Source organism: Algihabitans albus (assembly GCF_003572205.1).
GTDB classification, from domain to species: Bacteria; Pseudomonadota; Alphaproteobacteria; order Kiloniellales; family DSM-21159; genus Algihabitans; species Algihabitans albus.
On the sequence record NZ_QXNY01000005.1, the window covers coordinates 464,001 to 486,310 of the forward strand.

At 67.2% G+C, this 22,310-nt stretch carries 20 protein-coding genes; 7 read left to right on the forward strand and 13 right to left on the reverse strand.

What is annotated here, in order from left to right; all coding sequences use genetic code 11:
* The first annotated feature begins 150 nt into the window (after positions 1–150).
* Genes DBZ32_RS16230 through DBZ32_RS16250 form a run of 5 tightly spaced genes read left to right on the forward strand, consistent with a single transcriptional unit; the run spans position 151 to position 6,262 of the window.
* Positions 151–2,526, forward strand: coding sequence for a xanthine dehydrogenase family protein molybdopterin-binding subunit (locus DBZ32_RS16230; protein ID WP_119168221.1), 2,376 nt, complete (start codon positions 151–153; stop codon positions 2,524–2,526).
* Entirely contained in the window at positions 2,523–3,332 is an 810-nt protein-coding gene (locus DBZ32_RS16235; protein WP_119168222.1) for an FAD binding domain-containing protein, read from the forward strand. The genes DBZ32_RS16230 and DBZ32_RS16235 overlap by 4 nt, the downstream gene beginning before the upstream one ends.
* A complete protein-coding gene (locus DBZ32_RS22740) occupies positions 3,329–4,501 on the forward strand; it encodes a 2Fe-2S iron-sulfur cluster-binding protein (protein WP_119168223.1) in 1,173 nt (390 codons plus the stop codon). The genes DBZ32_RS16235 and DBZ32_RS22740 overlap by 4 nt, the downstream gene beginning before the upstream one ends.
* Positions 4,502–4,552: 51 nt before the next feature.
* The gene (locus DBZ32_RS16245; protein WP_119168224.1) at positions 4,553–5,074 is read left to right on the forward strand and encodes a MarR family winged helix-turn-helix transcriptional regulator; all 522 of its coding nucleotides are present in this window, start codon (positions 4,553–4,555) and stop codon (positions 5,072–5,074) included.
* Between the two features lie 48 nt (positions 5,075–5,122).
* Complete coding sequence (locus DBZ32_RS16250; protein WP_119168225.1) at positions 5,123–6,262, forward strand: oxamate carbamoyltransferase subunit AllG family protein; 1,140 nt, start codon at positions 5,123–5,125, stop codon at positions 6,260–6,262.
* Here DBZ32_RS16250 and DBZ32_RS16255 read toward each other — a convergent pair.
* Entirely contained in the window at positions 6,259–6,594 is a 336-nt protein-coding gene (locus DBZ32_RS16255) for a Rieske (2Fe-2S) protein (protein ID WP_119168226.1), read from the reverse strand. The two genes, DBZ32_RS16250 and DBZ32_RS16255, sit on opposite strands and share 4 nt — an antisense overlap.
* A 26-nt stretch (positions 6,595–6,620) precedes the next feature.
* Here DBZ32_RS16255 and DBZ32_RS16260 point away from each other — a divergent pair, with 26 nt between their 5' ends.
* A complete protein-coding gene (locus DBZ32_RS16260; RefSeq protein ID WP_119168227.1) occupies positions 6,621–7,361 on the forward strand; it encodes a phosphoribosyltransferase in 741 nt (246 codons plus the stop codon).
* Between the two features lie 5 nt (positions 7,362–7,366).
* On the opposite strand, the gene DBZ32_RS16265 is transcribed toward DBZ32_RS16260, so the two are convergent.
* From DBZ32_RS16265 to DBZ32_RS16320, 12 genes are all read right to left on the reverse strand, one after another.
* Complete coding sequence (locus tag DBZ32_RS16265; RefSeq protein WP_119168228.1) at positions 7,367–8,083, reverse strand: ABC transporter ATP-binding protein; 717 nt, start codon at positions 8,081–8,083, stop codon at positions 7,367–7,369.
* Positions 8,076–8,834, reverse strand: coding sequence for an ABC transporter ATP-binding protein (locus DBZ32_RS16270; RefSeq protein ID WP_119168229.1), 759 nt, complete (start codon positions 8,832–8,834; stop codon positions 8,076–8,078). The genes DBZ32_RS16265 and DBZ32_RS16270 overlap by 8 nt, the downstream gene beginning before the upstream one ends.
* Positions 8,831–9,808, reverse strand: a complete 978-nt coding sequence (locus DBZ32_RS16275; RefSeq protein WP_119168230.1) for a branched-chain amino acid ABC transporter permease — start codon at positions 9,806–9,808, stop codon at positions 8,831–8,833. Before DBZ32_RS16275 ends, DBZ32_RS16270 begins: the two co-directional genes overlap by 4 nt.
* The gene (locus tag DBZ32_RS16280; RefSeq protein ID WP_119168231.1) at positions 9,808–10,668 is read right to left on the reverse strand and encodes a branched-chain amino acid ABC transporter permease; all 861 of its coding nucleotides are present in this window, start codon (positions 10,666–10,668) and stop codon (positions 9,808–9,810) included. The genes DBZ32_RS16275 and DBZ32_RS16280 overlap by 1 nt, the downstream gene beginning before the upstream one ends.
* 124 nt (positions 10,669–10,792) lie before the next feature.
* Positions 10,793–12,013 (reverse strand): amino acid ABC transporter substrate-binding protein, encoded by a 1,221-nt coding sequence (locus DBZ32_RS16285; RefSeq protein WP_119168232.1) that lies wholly within the window; start codon positions 12,011–12,013, stop codon positions 10,793–10,795.
* Positions 12,014–12,224: 211 nt separating this feature from the next.
* A complete protein-coding gene (locus DBZ32_RS16290) occupies positions 12,225–13,469 on the reverse strand; it encodes an amidase (protein WP_208539262.1) in 1,245 nt (414 codons plus the stop codon).
* A gap of 11 nt (positions 13,470–13,480) precedes the next feature.
* The gene (gene hpxZ / locus DBZ32_RS16295; RefSeq protein WP_119168233.1) at positions 13,481–13,864 is read right to left on the reverse strand and encodes an oxalurate catabolism protein HpxZ; all 384 of its coding nucleotides are present in this window, start codon (positions 13,862–13,864) and stop codon (positions 13,481–13,483) included.
* A gap of 150 nt (positions 13,865–14,014) precedes the next feature.
* Entirely contained in the window at positions 14,015–15,844 is a 1,830-nt protein-coding gene (gene atzF / locus DBZ32_RS16300; RefSeq protein ID WP_119168234.1) for an allophanate hydrolase, read from the reverse strand.
* Between the two features lie 23 nt (positions 15,845–15,867).
* A complete protein-coding gene (locus DBZ32_RS16305; protein ID WP_119168235.1) occupies positions 15,868–17,547 on the reverse strand; it encodes a dipeptide ABC transporter ATP-binding protein in 1,680 nt (559 codons plus the stop codon).
* A 5-nt stretch (positions 17,548–17,552) separates the two neighbouring features.
* Entirely contained in the window at positions 17,553–18,431 is an 879-nt protein-coding gene (locus DBZ32_RS16310; protein ID WP_119168236.1) for an ABC transporter permease, read from the reverse strand.
* The gene (locus DBZ32_RS16315; protein WP_119168237.1) at positions 18,431–19,456 is read right to left on the reverse strand and encodes an ABC transporter permease; all 1,026 of its coding nucleotides are present in this window, start codon (positions 19,454–19,456) and stop codon (positions 18,431–18,433) included. Before DBZ32_RS16315 ends, DBZ32_RS16310 begins: the two co-directional genes overlap by 1 nt.
* Positions 19,457–19,460: 4 nt before the next feature.
* Positions 19,461–21,092, reverse strand: coding sequence for an ABC transporter substrate-binding protein (locus tag DBZ32_RS16320; protein WP_119168238.1), 1,632 nt, complete (start codon positions 21,090–21,092; stop codon positions 19,461–19,463).
* 159 nt (positions 21,093–21,251) lie between these two features.
* On the opposite strand from DBZ32_RS16320, the gene DBZ32_RS16325 reads away from it, so the two are divergent.
* Entirely contained in the window at positions 21,252–22,154 is a 903-nt protein-coding gene (locus DBZ32_RS16325) for a LysR family transcriptional regulator (protein ID WP_119168239.1), read from the forward strand.
* Positions 22,155–22,310: the final 156 nt, after the last annotated feature.

The window sequence follows — 22,310 nt, forward strand, 5'->3', positions numbered from 1 at the left end:
GTAATGCTGACTGTTGCATTTACACTCGCCTGGAAATGCTGTGCCGCAGCATAAAGACTGTCAAGCGCAAAGAGCGCCGCCTCCGGCGCTTTTGCGACAATGCATAGCCATATGGTGGCGCCGTCACGACGGACCGGTCGGGGACAAGGCATGGGGATCGATATCGAGGCGAATGGCGGCGCTACCGATGCGTCGGGCAAAGGCGTAGGCGCGCGGCTGCAGCGGCGCGAAGACGATCGCTACCTCGGCGGCCGCGGGCGCTACATCGGCGACATGCGCCTACCGGGCATGCTGGAAATGGCCTTCGTGCGCAGCCCGCTGGCGCATGCGCGTGTGCGTGGTGTGACGAAGCCGGCCGACGGGCGTGAGCGGGTGTTCGCCGCCGCCGACCTGGTGGGCGTTCAGGGCATTCGCGCGGACTCCGGCCTGCCGGGCTTCCGCAGCTCCGTGCAGCCGATCCTGGCAGGCGAGAAGGTGCGCTATGTCGGCGAGCCGGTCGCCGCCGTTTTGGCAGACACCCGCGCGCTGGCCGAGGATCTGGCCGAACTCATCGATGTCGATTTCGAGGAACTGCCGGCGGTCCACGACATGCTCCGCGCACGCGAGGCACACGCACCGCTGCTGCACGAGCATTGGGACGAGAACACCTTTTTGGAGTCCGGTGTCGATACGAACTTCGAAGCGGCGATCCGCGATGCTGCGGTCGTCGTCAAGCGAACCTACCGTACGGCGCGCCAGTGCATGGCGCCGATCGAGGGCCGCGGCTGCATCGCCGTCTGGGACCGGCATCTGGAGCTGCTGGCCCTGCACTCGTCCACACAGATGCCGCACATCGTCCGCACGGGGCTGGCGGAGTGCCTGGGGCTCGACCATGGGCAGGTGCGCGTGGTCTCGCCTGACGTGGGCGGTGGCTTCGGCTACAAGGGCGTGTTGCTGGCCGAGGAGGTCTGCGTCGGCTTCCTGGCGATGAAGCTGGACCGTCCGGTCCGCTGGCTGGAAGATCGCCGCGAGCACTTGATCGCCGGTGCCAACTGCAGGGAGCACGCCTACGAGGTCACTGGCTATGCCGCCGCCGACGGCGAACTTCTAGCAGTCGATTGCGCGGCGGTCGTCGACAGTGGCGCCTACTCGATCTATCCGTTCTCCGCCTGCCTGGAGGCGGCCCAGGTGGCCAGCATCCTGCCCGGGCCCTACCGGATGCGCGGCTACCGTTGCAAGACTTGGTCGGTCGCCACCAACAAACCCCCGATCCTGCCGTTTCGCGGGGTCGCGCGCACTGGCGTTTGCTTCGCGATGGAGCTGACCATGGATACGCTGGCGCGCGAATTGGGCATGACGCCCGAGGCCATTCGCCAGCGAAACCTGGTTGCGCCCGATCAGATGCCGTTCGTCAACATCACCAACAAGTACTTCGACAGCGGCGACTATCCAGAGGCTCTGCGACGCGCCGTCGAGGCCATCGACCTGCAGGGCGTGCGGGCGCGGCAGGCGAGCCGGACCGGCCGCATCCGTCTCGGCGTCGGCTTCGCCGTCTTTTGCGAGCAGGGCGCGCACGGCACTTCCGTCTATCACGGCTGGGGCATCCCGATGGTGCCGGGATTCGAGCAGGCGACGGCGCGCCTGACGCCGGACGGCGGGCTGGAGCTGCGCGTCGGCGTGCACAGCCACGGCCAGAGCCTCGAGACGACGCTTGCCCAGATCGCCTTCGAGGAGATCGGGGTGGACCCGGCGAAGGTTAAGCTGGTCCACGGGGACACGGCCTACACGCCGTACTCGACCGGCACCTGGGGCTCGCGCTGCATCGTCATGGCCGGAGGCGCCGTGGCGGCGGCGAGCGCGGCGCTGGGCGAGCGCATCAAGCGGATTGCCGCCCACCTGATGCAGGCCGATACGGCCCAGGTCGTGCTGGCCGACGGCATGGCGCGCGCCGGCGGTAGCGAAATCTCCATCGCGGAGGTGGCGAAGACCTGGTACCGCAAACCGCATTTGCTGCCCGACGACGTCGACCCGCGCGGGCTCGAGGCGACCGAGGGCTACAAGACGGTCAAGGACACCGGCACCTTTTCCTACGCCGCTCATGCCGTGGTCGTGGAGGTCGACCTGGACCTTGGAGACATCCGCCTGGTCGACTACGTGATCGTCGAGGACGCCGGGACCATGATCAACCCGATGGTCGTGGACGGCCAAGTCTACGGCGGTGCGGTCCAGGGAATCGGCACGGCCCTGTTCGAGGAAGTGCCCTTCGACGCGGCTGGTCAGCCGCTCGCCTCGACGCTCGCCGACTATCACCTCCCGGTTGCCGCCGACATCCCGGCGATCCGCATCCTGCACATGGAGACGCCGTCACCGCTGAGCCGCTTCGGGCAGAAGGGCATCGGGGAAAGCGGGGCGATCGGCCCGCCTGCGGCGATTGCCAACGCGGTCAACGACGCCCTGGCGCCGCTCGGCGTCGAGATAGCCGAGGTGCCGATGACCCCGGAGCGGGTGCTGCGCGCGCTCGCTGGCGCCAGAGAGGCGGCGGAATGAAGCCGGCGCCGTTCGACTACTTCGGCGCCGGAGGGCTGGAGGACGCAATGGCGGCGCTGAGCGGCGGTGCGGCGAAGCCGATGGCCGGCAACCAGTCGCTGGGTCCTATGCTGAACCTGCGCCTGGCGCGTCCGGCGGCGCTGGTTGACGTCTCGCTGCTGCCCGAGTTGCGCGGGGTCGAGGAGGGGCCGGACTGGGTCCGCCTGGGTGCGGCCGTCACCCACGCAGAGATCGAGGACGGGGAGGTGCCGGATCCGACGCCCGGCTGGCTGCAGGCGGTGGCTGCCAACATCGCCTACCGGGCGGTGCGCAACCGCGGCACGCTCGGCGGCAGCTTGGCGCACGCTGACCCTGCGGCCGACTGGTGCGTCGTCATGACTGGCCTGGGCGCCATGGCCCTGCTGGACGGGCCCGAGGGCCCACGCCGCGTGGCGGTCGAGAGGTTCCTGACTGGCCCCTTCGCGACGGACCTGCGGGGGGGAGAGATCCTGACCGCTGTCGAGGTGCCACTGCCGGGCGAGGGCGCGCGCTGGGGGTACTGGAAGTTCATGCGCCAGGTCGGCGAGTTCGCCAAGGCAAGCGCCGCCGTCCTGGTCGACCCCGGGACGGGTCGCGTGCGCTGCGTGCTCGGCGCCCTCGGCCGCCAGCCGCTGCTTCTGGGCGATCCGCAGGCCATCGTCGACGGCCGGGTTGAGCCGGCCGAGGCCGTGCGGGCGGCCCTGCCGGAGCGCGCGGCTGCGGACCTAGCGCTGCACGTAACGGCACTCGCGCGCGCGCTGGCCGAGGCGTGTGGAGGCGCGGCGTGAGGGAGATCGCGCTGACCCTGAACGGCGCGTCCGTCGCAAAGCCGGCGGAGGCGCGTACGCATCTGGCCGACTTCCTGCGCGAGGAGCACCTGCTGACCGGCACGCATCTCGGCTGCGAGCAGGGGGTGTGCGGCGCCTGCACGCTCTTCGTCGACGGCCGGCCCGTGCGATCCTGCATCGCGCTGGCCGTCGCGTGCGACGGTGCGGAAGTGCGTACCATCGAGGGCTTCGCGGGCGACGCCCTGATGACGCGCCTCCGCGAGGCCTTCAAGCGACACCACGGTCTGCAGTGCGGCTACTGCACACCGGGCATGCTGGCCACGGCCTACGATATCGTCCGCCGCATCCCGCAGGCTGACGTCGGCCGCATCCGGCGCGAGCTTTCTGGCAATCTGTGCCGCTGCACCGGCTACGCCGGAATCGTCGCAGCGATCCAGGACGTGCTTGCGAACGACCCGCCGCCGGCCGCCGTCCTGCCAAAGCGCCGCCAACGCCAGCGACCGGAGACCGGAGGCCGGCAAGCGGCGGCCGCTGGCTCAGGGGCCGCAGCGCAGACTGTGCCAGACAGCGGCCCGGATACCTTGCCGGGTTTCGGCGCCTATGCCGCGCCGGAGGCTTTGCAGGGTGCCACGCTGACCCGCAGCATCCGGGTGGATGCCCCGCTCGACCGCGTCTGGACGGTGGTGCGCGACATCCCGGCGGTGGTTGCCTGCATCCCGGGCGCCAGCCTCGATGGACCCATGCAGGGTGAGGCGCTAAGCGGCAAGTGCGAGGTCTCGTTGGGCCCGATGACGGTGGCCTTCCGCGGCACGGCTGCGGTGCGGCTGGACGAGGCGACGAAGGCCGGCCAGGTGCGTGGCAGCGGCCGCGACGGACTTAGCCGTTCGAGTCTTGACGGGAGCCTAACGTTCTCGCTGCAGCGCGACGGCGAAGCGACATATCTCGATCTGTCGATGGTCTACCGCCTGAAGGGTCCGCTGGCGCAGTTCGGCCGTCCCACCTTGGTGGCCGAGGTCGCCGACCGTATACTGGCGCAGGCAGCTGCTGACCTGGCCGCACGCGCCACAGGCACCGCTCCGAGTGCGCCGGTACCGCGGAAACTGGGCGGCGTCGGCCTGATCGGCGGCGTCTTGTACCGCCTTTTCAGCCGACTCTTGTGGCGCAGGTGAGGGTCACTCCATATGTTGCGCTCCTCTGGAGGTTTAGCGACAGGAAACGCCATGCCACGCGCGAAGGCCGCGCTCGCCGAACAGTCGGCGATCACCCCCAACTGGCGGGAAGGACCACTGCAGGGCCGCCCTGGATTTCTGATCCGCCGCCTGCACCAGATCCACACGGCGATCTTCGCCGAGGAGTGTGGTGAAGAGAAGATCACGCCCATCATGTATTCTGTGCTCTCCGCCCTGGCGCAGAGCGGTCCGGTCGATCAGACGACCCTCGCCAGCGCCGTGGCAATCGACAAGACCAACATGGCCGACATCCTGGAGCGCCTACGCAAGCGCGGCCTGATCCGGCGGCGCGTCGCGCCGAAGGACCGCCGGGTGCGCCTGGCCACGCTGACCGAGGAGGCCAAGTCTATGCTCGACCGCATCGACGACAAGGCCGAGCGTGCGCATCTGCGCACCGTGGAAAACCTGAGTCCGCGCGAGCAGGCGCTTTTCATCCACTACATGATGCGCGTCGTGACGGCCAAGGGAGCTGCCGGTGACGCGCCCGCGTCCGACGACAGGGCCGAGGGCTGACGTCCCCGAGGGCTGACGTCCTGGGGCGCATCGAACTAGGAGCCAGACGTGACCTCTTCGCCTGCCACACTGCAGTCCCACACGCGGTTCGTCGCAGCCGTGCCGGCCTTGACCCGCATCGCGCCGCTGGTCGATCTGGTGCCCGGCCTGCCGCGGCGGACGCTGCTGCATGCGGGGCCGCCCTTCGCCGACCCTCTCGACCTGCCACCGCCGGTCTTCAACAGCGTTGCCGCCGCCTGCCGGCACGAGGGGTGGGCGGGATCGATGGACAGCGTGCGTTCGGCTCTGTCTGAAGGCTCCGTGCGGCTGGCGGCGGCGCAGGACCACGGGGTCGTGACGCCGCTCACCTTTGTCGTCGGTCCGAGCATGTTCGCACTGGAGGTGGCCGATCGGGAGACGGAGCGCACGCGGGTGTCGCCGCTGAACGATGGGCCGCTGCCGCACGCCTTGCGCCTGGGAACGGGGGCGGAGGAGGGGCTGGCGATTCTGCGCCGCCTGACCGACGGTATCGGCGCCGACCTGGCCGCGCATTTGCGGGGGCCAGTGCCGGTGCTGCCGGTGCTGGCGAAGGCGCTGCGCGAAGGCGACGAGCTGCACGGGCGGGTGAACGCGGCCCAGGCAGAGGTGCGCGGCTTTTTCGATGCGGAGCTGCCGGCACGCGCTGCCGTCTATCTGGCTCAGGCGAACCAATTCGTCCTCAACGTCATCATGGCGACCAGCGCAGTCATGATGGCCGCCGGTAACGGCGTCGAAGGCAGCGAATTTGTCGTTGCGGCCGGCGGCAACGGGCGGGAGATGGGCTGGAAGCTGGCGAAGGCGCCCGACACCTGGATCACCGCACCGGCCGCGCGCCCTGTGGGTGGCCGCCTGCCGGGCCACGAGGCCGCGCAGCCCTTGCCCGCCATCGGCGATAGCGCGGTCGTGGACGCGGTCGGCTTCGGCGCCGCCTGCCTGCGCTTCGCTCCGGAGCTGGGGGAGACTCTGAAGCGGCATATCGACACGGACTTCTATTCGGAGGCAGCGCATGCCCCCTTCGTCGGACCGCACCCGGCGCTTCCGGACGGTGTGCGGGTCGGCCTGGACCTGACGCGCCCGCGCAGCATCCTCGGCATCATGCTGGGCATGGTCGGAGAGCAGGGCACCGAAGGCCTGATCGGCCGTGGCGTCGCCCCCTGGCCCGCTTCCTAGTCCAACGGCGTCAGGGGATCGGGCAGCAGCACCATGCCATCGGTCACGCGCACTTCATACTGCCGCAACGGCGGCAGCACCCAGCCGGACCCGCAGACGCCGTCGGCTACCCGGAAGCGCGCCTTGTGGCGCGGGCAGTGCAGCCAGCCCGCCGCATCGACCTGTCCCTCGGCGAGACGCGCGAGGGTGTGGGGGCAGAGGCCTTGCATGGCGAGGATCTCATCGCCGCGCCGGACCAAAAGCACGACCTCGTCGCCCAGGATCAGCTCGTGAAGCCCTTGCGATACCTCCGGCAGGGCCGCCGCTACCTGCCATCCGCTGACTGCGCTCATTCCCTTGCGCTCCTCACCCGCATCCCATGACCGCTATCGACCAGCCGCACGACGATTTCGTCAAGCCGACCACGGCCTTCTGGCAGGAGATCCTGCCGGCTGGCCATCCGGCGGGCGACGCGGCACCGCCCTTCCGCTACGGCTATCCGGCGCGATTGCCGGACGGTCGCATTCTGGTGCTGCCGCTGCGCCGCCTGCCGGACGTAAGCCGCGCCGCCGCCTCCCTGATCGCCAATCAGGCGAGCTTCGCCGTCAACGACGCGCTGGCGGCTGTTATGGCCGAGCACGCGCGTGCACTTCAGGCGGAAGTGGTCATCGGTATGCCGACGCTGGGTTTGGTCTTTGCGCCAAAGGTCGCCAAGCTGCTCGGCCACCCCAACTACGTGCCGCTCGGCTATTCCCGGAAGTTCTGGTATCGCGAGGAGCTGTCGGAGCCGGTTCGCTCTATCACCACGCCGGAGGGTGGCAAGTCGGTCTTCATCGACCCCAACCTGCTCCCCCGCCTGGCAGGGCGCCGCGCCGTGGTCGTCGACGACGCCGTGTCCAGTGGCACGACGCTGCTGTCGGTGCTCAGCCTGCTCGGCCGTCTGGATTGCGAACTGGTTGGCGTCGTCGTCGCCATGCGCCAGAGCGTGGCCTGGCGAGAGCGGCTTGCCGCTCGCGATCAGGCGCTGCCGGCTCTGGTTCGCGGCGTCGTGGCCGGTCCGCTTTTCGAACGGGTCATCGACGGCTGGATGCCGATCCCGGGCACCCTGGACGAGGGCTGAGCGGCTCACATGCCCATATAGGCTTCGCGGATCTTAGGGTCGCCGCCGAGTTTCTCTGTCGTCCCGGCCATGGAGACCTGCCCGGTTTCAATAACGAAGGCGTGGCGGGCGATCTCGAAGGCCGTCATCACATCCTGTTCGACCAAGAGGATCGTCAGGTCGGTGCGGTTGATCTCCAGCAGCGCCGCGCTCAAGCGCTCGACCAGGCGGGGCGCGAGGCCCAGGGACAGCTCGTCGATCATTAGGAGTTCCGGCCGGGACATGATGCCCCGGCCGATCGCGCACATCTGCTGCTCGCCGCCGGACATGGTTGTGGCGTCCTGGCCTTGCCGCTCCTGGAGGATCGGGAAGAGATCATAGACGAAGCCCAGATCCTTCGCGATCTCCGCCTTGTCGCGGCGCAAGTAGGCGCCAAGCAGCAGGTTGTCCTGCACCGACAGTCCCTTGAACAGGCGCCGGCCCTCGGGAACATGGGCGACGCCGCGGCCCAGCACCTGGTCGGGATCGAGGCCGCCGATCTCAGCGCCCGCCAGCCTTATGCTGCCGCCGCGTGGCGGCAGCAGACCGGAGATGGTACGCAGCAAGGTCGTCTTCCCGGCGCCGTTCGAGCCGACGATGCAGGCGATCTCGCCGCGCTGGACGGCAATCGAGATGTCCCAGAGGACTTGGACGTCGCCATAGCCGGACTGCAGGCCCCGGATCTCGAGAAAGGGCTCAGGCACTGGCTGTCTCCTGCTTGAAGCGAGCAGCGAACTTGGCGCCCAGGTAGGCTTCGATGACCCGTTCGTCCTCGACCACTGCGCGCGGCTCGCCCTCGGCGATCAACTCGCCGTGGTGCAGCACCAGAATGCGCTCCGATATGGAGAGGACCACCTTCATCAGGTGTTCGATGATAACGATGGTGATGCCCCGTGCGGCAATCTGCCGGATCAGGTCAAGCGCACCGTCGATCTCGGCAGAGTTGAGGCCTGCGTTGACCTCGTCGAGCAGCAGTACCTTCGGCCGCATCGCGAGGCTCTTGGCCAGCTCCAGCCGTTTGCGGTTGGGCAGGGTCAGGGAGGCAGCGGGTGTATCGGCCAGGTGGTCAAGTCCGACAAAAGCCAGCTCGCGCTGCGCCTCCGCCAATGCCTCTGCCATGGTGTCGGGCGCGCCGCCGAACAGGGCGCCGGCCGCGACGTTCTCCAACACCGTCATTTGCGGGAAGGGCTGGACGATCTGGAAGGTGCGGGCCAGGCCGCGGCGCGCCGCCTGGTAAGGTTTCTGGCGGGTCACGTCCTGGCCGGCGAAGACCACCTTCCCGGCGGTGAGGGGGTGCACGCCGGTGATCAAGTTGACCAGCGTTGTCTTCCCGGCGCCGTTGGGGCCGATGAGCCCGACGATCTCGCCTTCGCTGAGATCGAACGATACGTTGCTGACGGCGCGGATGCCTCCGAAGGCCTTGCTGACACGCTCCAGACGCAGGATCGCGCTCATTCGGCGGCCTCCGGGCTCTTCTGCTTGGCTTCGCGCAGCTCAAGGGCGCGGCGCAGCAGACGCCGGTAGTCGAGGCGCAGGATGCCGCCCGGCAGGAAGAAGATCAGGAAAACGATGATCCCCCCGAGGATCGCACGGTTCCACTCTAGGAAGTTCGCCCAGAAGAATTCCTCGAGCAGGACGAAGACGCCGGCGCCCACGACCGGTCCGAAGACGGTTCCGGCGCCGCCGAGCAGAGCCATCACCGGCACCTTGACTGTCAGCAGGATCGAGAAGCTGTCGGTCGGGTCGATATAGCCGACCCAGGAGGCGTAGACCGCGCCGACCGTGCCGCAGAACAGGGCGGAAAGCGCATAGGCGGCGATCTTGAAGCGGGTCGTGTCGACGCCGACCATGTCGGCCGCGTCCTCGTTCTGGTTGATGCAGCGCAGGCCGAAGCCCAATCGCCCGCGGTCGACCAGGACGGTGGCGGCAAAGGCGGCCAACATGATTGCCAGCATGACGTAGAGCACTTTGGCTGCCACCCAGTCCGGCGATCCCTGGAGCAGAGGTACGTTGAGACCGTCGCCGCCGCCGGTCACGCTGCCCCAGGAGGAGACGATCAGGCGGACGACCTCGACCACCGCGATCGAGCCAATCGCGAAGTAGTGGCCCTTGAGCCGCAGGATGATGGTGCCGAGGGCGGCCGCGAAGAGCGCAACGCCGAAAGTTGCCAGCGTCCAGGCCAACACCAGCGGGACGCCGTTGCGCTGGGCGAGCGCCCCGACATAGCAGCCGATGCCGAAAAAGGCGGCGGTGGAAAAGGAGGGGTAGCCGGTGAACCCACCGATTAAGTTCCACGACAGCGCCATGGCGCTGAACATCGCGATGGTGATGGCCACACGCACCGTGTAGTTGTCGGCGACCCAGGGCGTGGCGGCCAACAGGCCGATCCAGGCAGCCAGCCCGGTTAAGGCAAGCGCGCGGCGCGGCATCACTCGTAACCCTTGACGCCGACCAGGCCGGTCGGTCGCACGACCAGCAGGATCAGCATCAGCAGGAAGCCCACGGTGATGGCGTGCTGCGGGCCGAGATAGAAGCCGGCGAAGCTCTCGATCACGCCAAGTGCGAGGCCTCCGACCAGCGCACCGGGTACGCTGCCCAGGCCACCGATGACACAGATCACGAAGGCCTTGCCAAGGAAGACGCCGGTCAAGTTGGTGGTGACCGGGAAGACCATGGCGAAGACGGCGCCGGCCGCTCCCGCCATAAGCGCACCGATACCGAAGGTAATGGCGTAGATACGGTTAACTCGGATGCCCATCAGCGCTGCGGCCTGGCGATCCATGCGCACGGCAACGATCGCCCGCCCGATGGTCGAGCCGCGCATCACGAGGTAGAGCACGCCGGTCAGCAACAGCGCCAGTCCCATGCCCAGCAGACGGTCGACGGGCATTACGATGCCCGCCAAGTCGATGCTCCCCAGGTCCAAGGTGACGCGTCGCGGCGTCGCCGTGAAGTAGACGGTCATCAGGTTGTAGAGGATCATGTCCAACCCGAAGGTCAGTGTCAGTGTCGTCAGCACCGGCGCCGTCACCACCTTGTTGATGAAGAGGTACTGCAGCGCGAAGCCGAGGATGTAGAGCAGCAGCGCGACGGCCGGCAGCACAAGGATCGGGTTGAGGCCCAGGTAGAACCAGGCGAAGAAAGTCAGGTAGCCGCCCAGAATGATGAAGGAGCCGTGGAGCATGTTGATCACGTTCAACACGCCCCACACCAGCGAGAAGCCAACGGCGATGCAGGCATAGAGCGCGCCTAGAACGATGCCGTTGACGAAGATCTGCAGGATGTCCAAGCCCGGTCTCCACTGTAGCCGCTGGTGTAGCCGCTGGCGGGATTGAGATGGTGAGCGCGGGGCGGCGCCTCGGGGTCGTGCGGATTGGGCGCCGCCCGCTTCGGTGAAGCAGTGGAATGACCGTCTACTCGACGAGCTTCATCTCGGCGCCGGCGATGGCCGCCGGGTAGAGAACTTTGATCTCCTCGTCCTGCACCTGGATGATCGGCATCTCGCGGCCTTGGTTCATGCCGTTCTCGCCGAAGTCGATCGACCCGTAGAAGGTCAGGACCTCTGTCTCAGCCAGGGCGTCGCGCACCGCCTGATTGTCCGTTGAGCCCGCCTGCTGGACGGCATGCACCAGCACATCGGCCGCGGCGGCGCAGGAGCCGTGCACGTAGTCGGGATCGATTTCGAAGGTTTCGACGAAGTCCGCGTAAAAGGCCGCCGTGCTACTCCAGGGGCCGATCGCGCCAGTGTAGGCAGTAGCGTGGTGCCACCAAGTCGAACTGGTGACGCCCTCGGCCAAGGCGCCCAGACCCTCCGTGAACTCGCGGTAGGCTGGCCCGGTGACCATCGTGACGATCGGGGCGGTGACGCCCAGATCCTCCATTTGCTTACGGCCCAAGATCAGGTCCTGCGTGTAGCCGGTCATGTAGACCCAGTCCGGCTCGGCCGCCTTGATTGCCGACACGGCGGCCGAGTGATCCATCGTGCCGACCGAGTAGAGTTGATCGTAAACCACCTCCAGGCCCGCGGCCGAGGCCGAGTTGGCCAGCGCCGTCGCCATGGCCTTGGGAAAGACGTCGTCGCGACCATAAACGGCGACCTTCTCCAACTCCGGCATCTGCTCCTTGAAGTAGACCGTCATCGACTCGGTCATGCCGGTGTTGGGGGCTAGGGTGCCGAAGAGGTATTGGAACCCCTGGTCGTAGACCGAGACCGAGGAGGCGACGCAAGCCAGCAACGGCACCTGGTATCGCTCGGCCACGGCGGCCACGATCTTGGTATGTCCGGATCCGAACGGCGCCATCAGCACGTCCACCTCGTCGTCGGTGATCAGCTTTTCGGCTAGCTGGCCGGCGCGCTTGCCGTCAGTCTGATAGTCGTACTGGACGAACTCGACCTGCATTGTCGTTCCGCCGACCTCGATGCCGCCGGCGTCATTAACCTTGTCGAGCCAGAGCTGCCAGACGGCTTCCTGCTTCTTGCCCTCGTCGGCCAATCCGCCGGTCAGCGCGAGCGGCGCGCCGATACGCAGGACATCGTCGGCTGCCGCGGCCGAGCCGGGCGCGCCAGCGGCGACCAGCGCTACGGTCGATAGGCCGACGGCATTGGCAGTGTATTTCCAGGATTTCCCAAGCATGTGCGCCACCCTTGCTACTGTTGTGCTTTTCTCAGCGGCGCAGCGTCTCTGCGGACCCTCGCAGCCGCCGCGCCACTTTCTTTTGCAAGCGGCGTGCCAAGGGCGTAACTCCAACAGATGTATATACTACTAATCAGTTGGCTGAAGCATGACAACGAAAGTGTGCTTGTAAAGCAGGCAGAAAATCGAAGGACTGTATAAAAAATAGACGCTAGACAACGGAGCGGGGCGCCATCACGTAGTCCTCCAGTCGCACCGCAATCTCCATCAGTGCTAGGTCGGAACCGGCGGGACCGAGGAGCGACAGGCCCACTGGGGCACCGTCGGCGAGCGACATCGGCATCGTCACCTGAGGCAGCCCGCCGAGCCCGGCGGGACACAGCATCTGCAGGACCGCAGCGCGATAGGCGTTCATCTTCGTCTCGTCGGCCGTCTTCAACGGCGCCGGTGCGGCGCAGGTCGGCAGGACGGCCACGCCGTCGTCGCCCAGCAGATCGGCCAGGCGCGCCCGCGCCTTATCCCGGTGCCGTCGGGCGGTGGCGAGCTCTTCCGCAGCGATTCCGCCCGCCATCCGGAAGCGATCCGCGATGCCGGGCCCGAAGTTCGGGGCATTGGCGCGCACCCAGGCGCCGTGGCATTGCCAGGCCTCGCCGGCCTGTACGATGCGGAAGGTCTCGCGCCAATCGGTCAGCGGTTCTTCCGCCAATCGGACGCTCGCCGCCGGCCCCAGTAGCTCCTGGAGACGCCGGGTGGCCGGACTCAGCGCCTCCCGGGTCGCCGGCTCGGCGAGCTCCCAAACATCCTGGGCAAGCAAGAGGCGCGAGCGTGCGATCGGAGGCTGTGAGCCGAGATCGAAAGCATCTGCTACCCTACGCAGCATATGCGCCGTCCGTCCGAACCAGCCGACCACGTCGAAGCTCGGCGCGAGCGGCACCATGCCGTCGCGCGGGATGCGGCCATGGGTCGTACGGATGCCGTAGAGGCCACAGAAGGACGCGGGGGTGCGCACCGAGCCGCCCGTGTCCGTGCCCAGCGCGAAGTCGACCAGACCCGCCGCGGTGGCCGCGGCCGAACCGGAAGAGGAGCCGCCAGGCGCCCGCTCCGGTGCCGCCGGGTTCACCGGCGTACCGTAATGCGCGTTGAGACCCATCAGGCTGTAGGCCAACTCGTCCGTATGGGTCTTGCCGAGCAGCCGCGTTCCCGCGCCGAGGCAGGCGGCGACGGCCGGAGCGTGGGAAGCGGCCGCATCGTGGGTCGAGGCCCAGGTCGGGTTCCCGGCGCCCGTCGCGTATCCGGCGACGTCGAAGAGGTCTTTTGCGGCAAAGGTGAGGTCGGCCAGCGGTCCCGAAGGGGCTCCCTGCACCTCGAAAGTTGTGACAAAGGCGTCGACCCTGTCCTGCATGTTCGTCTCCTGAAAGTGCTGGCGGTGTGCGAAGAGGGCGCGCAAGCGGTTCATCCGCTCGGTTCTCAGTCGGTGGTCATCGGCGCGCTGACATGGGCGGCGACGATGCGCCAGCCTTCGGGCATGCGTACCCACGCCTGGCTGACGCGGCCGAGCGCGCCGGACGCGTGGCGGCGGTACTCTGCGTTCGCCGTGCCGAAGTCGCGGCCGAAGGTGGTGACGATTGTGCGCAGGAGGCTGCGGCTCAGATCCCCTGTCGCACGCGCCGAGCGGAAGGCCCGGATCGCTGCGATTCCGTATAGCTGCTCGGCGACGCCGTAGCGCAGAACGAACTCGCTCTCCCAGAAGAAACCGTTGAGGGTCTCGACAGCGTTGCTGACCAGCGCCCGCTCGTAGGTCTCGAAGGCGGCGGTCAGCTCGGCCAGCGTCTCCGAATCGTTGATCTGCAATGCCTTTCTCCCTGCTGAGTGTCTTTGTCTCAGCAAGCGCCGTGCCAACGTCGCGAATTCAATTAAGATCTTGATAAATCAAATATTTTTCCTGATCGGCGGTACTGCCGTTAGGTCTTTTAGTAGTAACCCAAACCAATTGCCTAAACTTTAGCCAGCCGAGCGGACCGGCGAGGCGGCTCCCATCGTTTCAGCGGCAAGGAACGCGCGCCAACTGCCTGTGGCGGTGATATCCCTGGCGTCCGCAACTCCAGCTGATTCGCAAAGGAAGCCCTTCACCTCGCTGCCGTCTTCCAGCATGACCGTGCCCAGCCCCAGCGGCGCCGGGATGCCGGCCAGCAGCCCGCCCACCTGAGTCTCCGGTAGCGCCCAGAGCTCTAGCTCGATGGCTGCGCCCTCGGTAGTGCGAACCAGTCCGGGACGGTACGGCGGCCCGCCCGGCAGGGCGTAGAAGCGATAGCAGGGTGCGGTGAACGCGCGGCGCAGGAAACGCGCGCCGCAGCCTGTCAGCTCGCCGTTGAGGGGCAGGCCGCGCATATGAGCGCCCACCACGGCCAGAGTTATCTCACCGTGACCCGCTTCGGCTGCCGCCGCCGGTGCGGGCGGTACCGGCCAGCCGGTCGCGCCACAGGTGATCCCTGCGCTGGCATGGATCTCGGCTGCCAGGCCGGCGACCAGATGATCCTGGCCGACGGGAGCGAGCAGCGTCACGCTGCCGGGGCGCCCGTCGCGCCGCGGCGCCACGGGCACCGTGATGCCGCAGAGGTCCAGGAGGTTCACGAAGTTGGTGTAAGTGCCGAGACGGCTGTTCGGCCCAATCGGATCGGCAGTGAGTTCGGCGCAGCTATAGAAGCGCGGGATCGAGGGTAGGCAAAGACCGTCTAGCTCCGCGGTCAGTCGCTCGGTCTCGCGCTTCAGGTCCGCCAACCGATAGGCCGCCTCGAACGCATCGGCCGCGCTGAAGGTCTCCGCCTTTTCGATCACCGCGCGGGTCGTCGGGTACAGCGCCTCGGGGGCGCGGTTGAGCAGCTCGGCGATCACCGTATAGCGCTCGGCGATCCAGGGGCCGTCGTAGAGCAGCGCGGCGACTGCGTGAAAGGGGGCAAAATCGACCTCCAGGAATTCGACCCCCAGCGCGGCGAGCCGGCCGAGCGCCGCCTCGAACGCCTCGGCTTGCAGGCTGTCGCCGTAGAACTCTCGTTGAGCGGCTCGCGGCACGCCGAGCCGCAGCGACCCGTCCGGCCGAGTCAGAGGCCGCAACGGCAGCCGGCGTGCAAAGGGATCCTGAGGATCGAAGTCGGCCGCTGCGGCGAAGGCGCGATAGGCGTCTTCCACGGCCAAAGCGAAGACGGAAACAGTGTCCAGCGTCCGACAGGCCGGCACGACACCGCTGTTTGAGACGCTGCCCAAACTCGGCTTCAGGCCGACGATGTTGTTCAGGGCGGCGGGCACCCGGCCCGAGCCGGCGGTGTCGGTGCCGAGCGCGAAGCTGGCCAGCCCTTGCGCCACCGCCACTGCCGAGCCTGAACTGGAACCACCTGGCACGATCTCCGGATCGAGCGCATTGCGCGGCGCCTTGCCCAGCGTGCGGACGCCCACCAGCCCGGTGGCGAACTGGTCCAGGTTGGTCTTGCCGATGGGGATCGCTCCTGCGGCACGCAGCCGGGCGACGCAGTGCGCGTCAACCTGCGGCCGATAGGCGAAGGCCGGGCAGCCGGCCGTGGTCGGCATGCCGGCCACGTCGATGTTGTCCTTCACCACAAAAGGCAGGCCCCAGAGCGGCAGGTCGGCCGCCGCCTCGATGGGCGGCAGGGCTGCCGCTGCGGCCAGGCTCTCAGACGCGGATGCCAGATGCAGAAAGATACCGGGGTCGCCGACAGCTTCGATCCGGCGGTAGAGGTTGTGCAGCAGCTCCGCCGGTGTAAGGCCCTCGGCATAGGCGGCGCGCAAGGAGGTGAAGTCGAGCGGTTGATCCGACATGGCTCGTTCTGTCTCGTGGAGGTTCAGAGTGCTGTGGCGCGCGGTGGAGATGCGACCGCGGAGCCGTCGTAGGCGGGCGGGATCGGCACGGCGTCCAGCAGGCTGCGGGTGTAGTCCGAGGCCGGCGAGGTCATGACCTGCTCCGCCGTTCCCTGCTCGACGATCTCGCCGGCACGCATGACCAGGATCCGGTCGCAGAGCAGTCGCACGACCTGCAGGTCGTGACTGACGAAGAGATAGCTCATGCCGAGCTTCGCCTTGAGATCGAGCAGCAGGTTGAGCACGACGGCTTGGATCGATACGTCCAGCGCCGCCGTCGGCTCGTCCAGGATCAGCAGTTTCGGTTCCAGCGCGATCGCGCGCGCGATGCCGACCCGTGCCTTCTGACCCCCAGAGAGCTGATGCGGAAAGCGGTCGAGTAGCTCCTGCGGTAGGCCGACCAGATCCGCCAGCTCCTCGACGCGCCGGCGCCTTGCCTGGCGGCCCAGGTCGGAGAGGCGGGCCAGCGGATCGGAGATGCAGTCGCGTGCCGTGAAGCGGGGATTCAAGCTGTCCGTGGCATCCTGGAAGACCATCTGCAGCGCTGCGCGCTGAGGGTTGCGGGCGAAGCGCTTGGCCGGGACAGCAGCGAGATCTTCGCCCCGGAACAGGATCTGGCCGGAGGTCGGGTCGAGCAGCCGCACGATCATGGAGGAGGTGGTTGACTTGCCACAGCCGGACTCGCCGACCAGACCGAGACTCTCTGACTCGCCGAGCGTAAAGGAGATGCCCTTGACGGCCTGCACGGCGCCGCTCTTGTCGGCGAAGGTCTTGGTGAGCGCACGAACCTCCAGCAGCGGCGTGCCTTCCGGCTGCTCGGAGGCGCTTGCTGGCAGATTGGGCGTGCGGCTCTCCGGCGGCAGCAGGTCGCGCAGTCCGACTCCCGGGCGCGGTGTTGCGGCAACCAGCCTGCGCGTGTAGGCGTGCTGCGGCGTCGTGAAGATCCGGCTGGCGGTGCCCTCTTCGACGATTTCGCCATGGCGCATAACCGCCACGCGGTCGCTATAGGCAGCGGCCAGACCCAGATCGTGGGTGATCAGAATGGCGCTGAGATGCCGTGCACGGATCAACTCGGCAATCAGCTCCATCACCGCCTTCTGAGTCGTCACGTCCAGGCCGGTGGTGGGCTCATCGGCGATCAGCAGCTTTGGGTCGCAGGCCAGCGCCAGCGCGATCACGACCCGCTGGCACATGCCGCCGGATAGCTCGAAGGGATAGGCATGGTAGCGCTGGGCCGCGTCGCGGATCTGCACCGCCTCAAGTGCTGCGATGGCTTCGGCCTTCGCGGTCTGGCGTGTGGCGCGGCCGTGGCGCTGCAACACGTCTTCGATCTGACGGCCGATCTTGCGGATCGGGTTCAGCGCGGCGCGCGGGTTCTGGAAGATCATGGAGATCTCGCGGCCGCGGATGTCACCCATCTCGCGGTCGCTGGCCCGGCGCAGATCGACGCCACCATAGGTGACCTCCCCGGCCTCGATGCGTCCGCCGGCGTCCAGGATGCGCATCAGGGCGTAGGTGGTCACCGACTTGCCCGAGCCCGACTCACCGACCACCGCCAGCGTCTCGCCGCGCGCCACCGACAGGCTGACGCCGCGCACGGCCCGAACCTTGCCGCGGCGGGTGGCGAAGGCGACGGCGAGGTTGCGGATGTCCAGCAGAGCCATTCCATTCAACTCCGCAGGCGCGGGTCGACCATGTCGCGCAGACCGTCGCCCAGCAGGTTGAAGGTGAAGACCGCCAACATCAGGGCCAAGCCGGGGAAGACCGCCAGCCACCACTCGCCGGAGACGATGTAGTTGGCGCCTTCGGCGACCATGATGCCCCATTCCGGCGTCGGTGGTCGTACGCCCAGCCCGATGAAGGACAGGCCGGCGGCGTTGAGGATCGCCCAGCCCATGTTGAGCGAGAGCTGCACCATCATCGGCGGCAGGGCGTTGGGGAAGATATGCAGCGCCAGCACGCGCAGGTCCGAGTTGCCGGACAGCTTGGCGGCCAAGGCGAAGCCGGCTTCGCGCCGGATATTGACTTCCGCGCGCACGACACGCGCGTAGAAGGGGATGTTGATGATGGCGGTGGCGTAGATCACGTTCTCAACCGTGTTGCCCAGGGCGGCGACGATGCCCATGGCCAGCACGAAGAGCGGGAAGGCCATGATGGTGTCGAGTAGGCGGCTCAGCAGCTTGTCGATCCAGCCGCCCCAGTAGCCGGCGACCGCACCCAGGATCGAGCCGATGACGAAGGACAGGGCGACGGCGGCGACCGAGATGGTCAGATCGAGGCGCGTGGCCACCAGCACCCGGCTGAAGACGTCGCGTCCGAGATTGTCGGTGCCGAACCAATTCTGCCAGGAGGGCGGCCGCAGGGCACGGGAGGCATCGGTGGCATAGGGGTCGTAGGGCGCGACCCAGGGGCCGAAGATCCCCGCGAAGAGAATCACGCCCAGCATTGCGAAGGCAAGCAGGGTGACCGGGTTGGAGCGTAGCACGTAGAGGACGTGCTGCAATCGGCCCGACCGCTGCGGGGCTAGGGAGATCGGTGTATCGGTCATCAGCTCTCGAAGCCGATGCGCGGATCGATCAGTGTGTAGGCGATGTCGATCGTCAGGTTGAGCAGCACGAAGAGCAAGGCCATGGTCAGCACGAAGCCCTGCACGGCGGCGTAGTCGGAGGCGATCAGCGCGTCGACGGCATACGAGCCGATGCCTGGCCAGGCGAAGACCTTCTCCACCAGTACATTGGCGCCGAGGGTGAAGGAGAAGACCATGCCCAGCGTGGTGACGACCGGTAGCAGAGCATTGTGCAGGGCATAGCGGTAGAGCAGGGTGGTGCGGGTCAGTCCGGCGGCCTTGGCCGTGCGGATGAAATCGGCCGAGAGCGCTTGCAGCATGGCCGCTCGGGTCATCCGCGCGAGTGGTGCCAGGGTGAAGAGCGCCAGGGTCACGGCGGGCAGCACCATCTGCCGAGCCGCGCCTCGCCAAGTTTCCCAATCGCCGATCACAGCAGCGTCGATGAGAAAGAATCCGGTGACCCTGGGCGGCTCCAGATAGAGAAAGTCAAGCCGGCCCAAGGGCGCCGGCGACCAGCCCAGCAGGTAGTAGAAGATATAGATCAGGGCCAGTCCCGTGAAAAAGGTCGGCAACGAAACGCCGGCGGTCACCAGCACGCGACAGCCATGGTCGATCCAGGAGCCGGGCCGGGTAGCTGCCAGAATGCCCAACGGCAAGGCCACCGCACAGGAGAGGAGCAGCGCCAAGAGCGTCAACTCGAGCGAGGCCGGCAGACGCCGGGCCAGCTCGACCGCCACTGGCTGGCCGGTCGAGAGCGACTGGCCCAGGTCGCCCTGCAGCAGGTCGCCGACATAGATGATGAACTGCTCCGGCAAAGACTTGTCGAGACCGAGCGCGGTACGGATTTCGGCGATGGAGGCCTCGTCCGCAGCCGCACCGGCGAAGTAGACGGCGGGGTCGCCCGGCAGGGCGCGGGTCAGCACGAAGGTGACAACCACCACGCCGAGCACCACCGGGATCGCCTGTGCGATCCGCGAGGCGATGGTCTTCAGGCGTCCTGCCGGCACCGTCTCATGCCCGACTCAAGCCGCGGGCGTCGAGCTGGCGATGGAACCAGTATTCATAGCCCTCCGCAGCGTTGGTCCCGACGTTGAGTGCCGGTTGCCACAGCGGGATTCGCGGCAAATCCTCGATGGCGATCTGCATCAGCCGGGTGATCTTCGGCGCATAGTCGGGATCGTCCGGCTGCATGTGCAGGGTCTCGTCGACCAGCGCTTCGACCTCGGGGTTGGCGTAGTTCGAGGAGTTGAAGAGATGCCCCTCCTTGTAGGCCCAGAAGAAGTAGTAGCACGGGTAGTTCAACCAGCCGCCGAAGTTCTCCAGATGCATGGGCAGGCGCTTTTCGACCAGGGCCGCCGTTCGCCAGTTGGCACCGGGGATCTTCTCGACGGTCGCCGTGATGCCGATCTTCCCGAGGCTTTCCTGGATCAGCAGCGCGGTCGGTTCCATCCAGTCCACCAGGCCGAGACTGATCGACAGCGGTACCTCGAAGCCGCCGGCGAAGGCGCTCTTGTCCAGATGCGCGCGCGCCTTGTCCAGATCGGTGTCGTAGGGGAAAGGTTGCGGCCAGTCGAGGGTCTCGATCTCGCCCGAGCCGCCCCACATGGGCGCACCACGGCCGTAGGCGGCGGTCTGGAAGATATCCGCGTAGGGGATGGCGTAGGCCACCGCCTTGCGCACATCCGGGTCCTGGAAGGGCTCGAAGCTGTAGTTGAGACCGACGCAGTGGATGCAGTTCTCGATCGGCGTGCTGAAGACCGAGACGCCGTCCTGGCCGCTCAACTCCTGAGCGTCCTTGTTCGGCATGTTGAAGGATATTTGTACGTCGCCGCGTTCCAGCAGGGCCCGGCGATTGGAGGCGTTCGGCACCTCGCGCACGATCACTCGGCGGGCGCCCGGCAGCAGCCCGCCAACCCAGGCGTCATTGCGTTCGTAGACCAGCTGCTGACCAGGGTCCCAGCGCTCCACCTTGTAGGCGCCGGAGCCTGCCGGTGTCTGATGCAGATACTCCGTCGCCCAAGGGTCGTCGTCGGTGGCGTTCGCCTTGGCCACCTTGGAATTGATGATCATCGGCACCGGAACCGCCAGGTCGGGCAGAGTCAGCTTGGAGGGGCGCAGCAGGTGGATCTTGAAGGTCTTCTCGTCGAGCGCCTCGAACTGTTCCGGTTTCTCCAGTAGGCCGGCCTTCATCTGCACCGTCGGAAAACCGCCGACGCTGACCGCCCGTTCGAAGGACCAGCGCACATCCTCGGCCGTCACTGGCGAACCGTCCCAGAAGACGGCATGCGCCTTGAGCGTGAAAACGATGGAGTCCTCGGCGATCTCCCAGCTCTCGGCGAGTTCGGGCACGATGGTCTGATAGTCGTAGGACAGGCCGCCGTCGGCCGTCTCCTTAGTGCCGAAAGAAACCAGCCGATCGTAGCAGTTGACCGCGACCTGGTAGCTGGCCCGGTTGGTGCCGGTGCGATGGATGTCCAGGCTGTTGATTGTCTGCCCGGTGACCACTACCACCGTTTCCGCGGCCTGTGCCTGGGCGGGCAGCACCTTGAGGAAGGGCAGCATGCCTGCACCGGCAAGCGCGGCGCCGGACATTTGTAGAAAGCTGCGGCGGGACGGCGCCGCGGAAAGCCTCGTCTTCGTCATTCCCGATAGCCTCTCTGTTGCGGCCGTCCTTACGGTTATCGACCCGCTGGCCGACCGGCCGTTCCCGAGAGCGCTATCAGGTGGCGGTGTGTCCGTCTTCTGCTAGTCTGGCACCGTTGCGGTGAAAAAAATGCACCGCTCGGATGAAAGCCATTCTTTATGAGGCACTTGCAGACCTATCGCTACATCGACGTGGTGTCGAAGGCTGGTTCGATCCGCAAGGCGGCAGAGGCCCTCAACATCACACCCTCGGCGCTCAATCGGCGGATCCAGACCTTTGAGGAGGAACTGGGCACGCCGGTCTTCGAACGCATGCCGCGCGGGGTCCGCCTGAATACTGTGGGCGAGCTGCTGATCCAGCACATCCGCAGCCAGATGTCGGACCTCGACCGTCTGAGGTCGAAGATCGCCGACCTGGAGGGGATTCGTCGCGGCCACGTCTCCATTGCCTGCAGCCAGGCTCTGCTGCCCTACTTTCTGCCGCGCCAGATTGCCTTCTATCGGCGAGCCCATCCGGCGGTCACCTTCTCCATATTGCCTCGGGACCGAACGGCGGCCGAGCAGGAACTGATCGACTACAGCTGCGATCTGCTGCTGGTGTTCGAGCCGTTGCCGCTGACCGAGGTGCAGACGCTGGCGGTGGTGCGGCAAGCGTTGCATGCGGTGATGGCGCCGCAGCATCCGCTTGCAGAGCGCCAACGGCTGCGTTTGCGCGACTGTCTGCGCTATCCCGTCAGCCTGCCGACGGCGCCCTATGGCGTGCGCCAGCTGTTGGAGCGGGCGGCGGCGCGCAAGGCGGAACCTCTAGAGCCGGTGGTGGAATCAGATTCCTTTGAGTTCTTACGCCACTACGCCGCGGCGGAGAATCTCCTTGCCTTCCAGATTCCGATCGGCCTGCCGCCGTCGCGGAGCGCCGGCGACCTGGTCAGCCGGCCGCTCGACGAACGCGACGTCCCCTGCGGCGTACTACTGCTGGGCCAGCTGCGCCACCGCGCCCTGCCGGTCGCCTCTGCCCGCTTCGCCGACCAGCTGGTGACGGCCCTGCAGACCGAGTTCGCTTGAGCCTCAGGGCCTGCTGGCCGGCAAAGCCGAAAGTCGCACCTCTTCAGGCAAGCATGATCGGGTCGACCTCGAGCGGCCACTGACGGCCAGGCCGGTAATGCCGCGGCCTGTTCCTTGGAAACGCCGATGCTGTGCACCGCTGCGGCATGGGTGACG

Bases quoted from the DNA above. Each gene is read 5' to 3' on its own strand.
- DBZ32_RS16230 (WP_119168221.1), top strand. From the start codon at position 151: ATGGGGATCGATATCGAGGCGAATGGCGGCGCTACCGATGCGTCGGGC.
- DBZ32_RS16235 (WP_119168222.1), top strand. From the start codon at position 2,523: ATGAAGCCGGCGCCGTTCGACTACTTCGGCGCCGGAGGGCTGGAGGAC.
- DBZ32_RS16245 (WP_119168224.1), top strand. From the start codon at position 4,553: ATGCCACGCGCGAAGGCCGCGCTCGCCGAACAGTCGGCGATCACCCCC.
- DBZ32_RS16255 (WP_119168226.1), bottom strand. From the start codon at position 6,594: ATGAGCGCAGTCAGCGGATGGCAGGTAGCGGCGGCCCTGCCGGAGGTA.
- DBZ32_RS16260 (WP_119168227.1), top strand. From the start codon at position 6,621: ATGACCGCTATCGACCAGCCGCACGACGATTTCGTCAAGCCGACCACG.
- DBZ32_RS16270 (WP_119168229.1), bottom strand. From the start codon at position 8,834: ATGAGCGCGATCCTGCGTCTGGAGCGTGTCAGCAAGGCCTTCGGAGGC.
- DBZ32_RS16275 (WP_119168230.1), bottom strand. From the start codon at position 9,808: ATGCCGCGCCGCGCGCTTGCCTTAACCGGGCTGGCTGCCTGGATCGGC.
- DBZ32_RS16285 (WP_119168232.1), bottom strand. From the start codon at position 12,013: ATGCTTGGGAAATCCTGGAAATACACTGCCAATGCCGTCGGCCTATCG.
- DBZ32_RS16290 (WP_208539262.1), bottom strand. From the start codon at position 13,469: ATGAACCGCTTGCGCGCCCTCTTCGCACACCGCCAGCACTTTCAGGAG.
- atzF (WP_119168234.1), bottom strand. From the start codon at position 15,844: ATGTCGGATCAACCGCTCGACTTCACCTCCTTGCGCGCCGCCTATGCC.
- DBZ32_RS16305 (WP_119168235.1), bottom strand. From the start codon at position 17,547: ATGGCTCTGCTGGACATCCGCAACCTCGCCGTCGCCTTCGCCACCCGC.
- DBZ32_RS16310 (WP_119168236.1), bottom strand. From the start codon at position 18,431: ATGACCGATACACCGATCTCCCTAGCCCCGCAGCGGTCGGGCCGATTG.
- DBZ32_RS16320 (WP_119168238.1), bottom strand. From the start codon at position 21,092: ATGACGAAGACGAGGCTTTCCGCGGCGCCGTCCCGCCGCAGCTTTCTA.
- DBZ32_RS16325 (WP_119168239.1), top strand. From the start codon at position 21,252: ATGAGGCACTTGCAGACCTATCGCTACATCGACGTGGTGTCGAAGGCT.